Source organism: Psychrobacter sp. ANT_H3 (assembly GCF_027919975.1).
Taxonomy (GTDB): Bacteria; Pseudomonadota; Gammaproteobacteria; order Pseudomonadales; family Moraxellaceae; genus Psychrobacter; species Psychrobacter maritimus.
On record NZ_JAQISM010000021.1, the window covers coordinates 1 to 1,674 of the forward strand.

The 1,674-nt window shown below is 37.6% G+C and carries 2 protein-coding genes; one reads left to right on the plus strand and one right to left on the minus strand.

Translation table 11 applies throughout. From position 1 onward, the window contains the following. Nucleotides 1–92: 92 nt before the first annotated feature. Nucleotides 93–539: a hypothetical protein gene (locus tag PG901_RS10725; protein WP_271134395.1), complete on the plus strand. Its 447-nt coding sequence runs from the start codon at nt 93–95 to the stop codon at nt 537–539. A gap of 305 nt (nt 540–844) precedes the next feature. Here PG901_RS10725 and PG901_RS10730 read toward each other — a convergent pair whose 3' ends face one another. Continuing rightward, nucleotides 845–1,000 (minus strand): hypothetical protein, encoded by a 156-nt coding sequence (locus PG901_RS10730; RefSeq protein WP_271134396.1) that lies wholly within the window; start codon nt 998–1,000, stop codon nt 845–847. Nucleotides 1,001–1,674 lie beyond the last annotated feature (674 nt).

A 1,674-nucleotide genomic window follows, 5' to 3' on the forward strand; every position in this document is an offset into this window, starting at 1 on the left:
CCTATGGTAGTAAAAACCTGAATTTCATCACGTAAACAAAGAGAACACTGCTAAATAGTGGTGTTCTCTTATTATATTTAAAGGAAAAAATTATGCGTTCTTTGCTTCTAACGACAATGTGCTTAACGGGCAGCTTAGCTCTAGTGGCTTGTAATAACCATCGTACCGACACCACGGATCTGAGTAAGCAGCCTACAATAGAAGTGCCGGTAGCGTCAGCGGCATTTACTGCTTTTGGAAACACCGCTAAAGAAAAAATTTGGCGAATAGTAATTGAAGGAAATGAGCTAAGTATAGAGGCGAATTTCTTAAAGCCAACGACAGCAACAGTTATCGTGGTGGGTTCTGGTTCTGTCAATACTGAAGGTGTCGAATACGCGAGTACTGTCAATGGACAGCCTATTGTTGTGAATATAAAAAATAACCTTTGTATCGATGACAATGGCTATCAAAATGAATTTACTGCAATATTAACTTACGCAGGCAAAGCATATCAGGGTTGTGCCGTTGCTGGTGCAATAGAAATTGCGCCCACATAGTAGCAGACAAGCCCAAGCGGTAGCCAACGTATACCCATGAGAGTAATTACATTGCATTGTTGTAGGCATGAAAAAGTTGTCAAAATAACTAATCAGGCGCTTTCATGGGTTCGGTTCCCTAGTGAGGACGAACCTTCAGCTTCAGGCTAATGATATCGCGGTTTTGAGTTGTTGTGATAACTGTAGTGTACTTCATGATGTACTTACCATGCATATTCTATTCGAGATCGGTGCGCTATACAGGCATCGAACTGCCAGTATTGTATGTGAGGCTAATAACTATGAAGTCGATTGTCGCAGCATAGTTATCGCTCAATGACACAAATAGGATAACCGCTTGGGTTTCTGCCACCGCCTAGATCCAAGCAAATATCATCGTAATAAAATTCATGGGCTTTGATGCCTAGCCAAAATGCAAAAATAGCAGTGATAGCAATGATTATTATCATCTTATTATTCATATAGAGATCCTAGGTAAACAAATAACTATAACGATATTTATTTGGATATATCTTATACGAATTAGAAATTAATAGAGCTGTAGCGTGTTCTCATGTTTTATTTTTTGTAAGGTAGTTCAAATAGGGAACCATCTGTTTCATCCTTCAACCCCATTAATAGACCACTTAAAATAGACTGCTATCATGGAACTAATCAAAATAGACTGGGTACATTCGGACATTAAATGGTAAATCAACTGTTCATTATCTATAATAATAAGTGAGCTTATCAATTTAAGAATAGGTGGCCATTTGATTGGGAATAGCCAATATTTTATTTTATAAATAGCTGATTTATAAGGATTTATACGCGACGTAAGAAGGCGTTATTTACGGAAATAGGCACTCTATTACTACGTAGCTGTGTTAAAAGAGGGGTATTTACCACCTTCAATTTCGATCCATTATATCCACTTAATATGCCTTTTGATTTTTATCTAAAGGTATCACAACGTCATATAAAAATCGATTTAATGCAGTAAAGCTTGATAATAACCATTATGTTGCATTCATAATCGCTTTTCTGCAAAATGGCTTATCTATAATCGCTTGAGCCACTCATGATGAATAACCACACGTCAGACCCTATTGGCGCAGCATGGCTTATCCGCGATGCCAGAATCAATCTGGTTTCT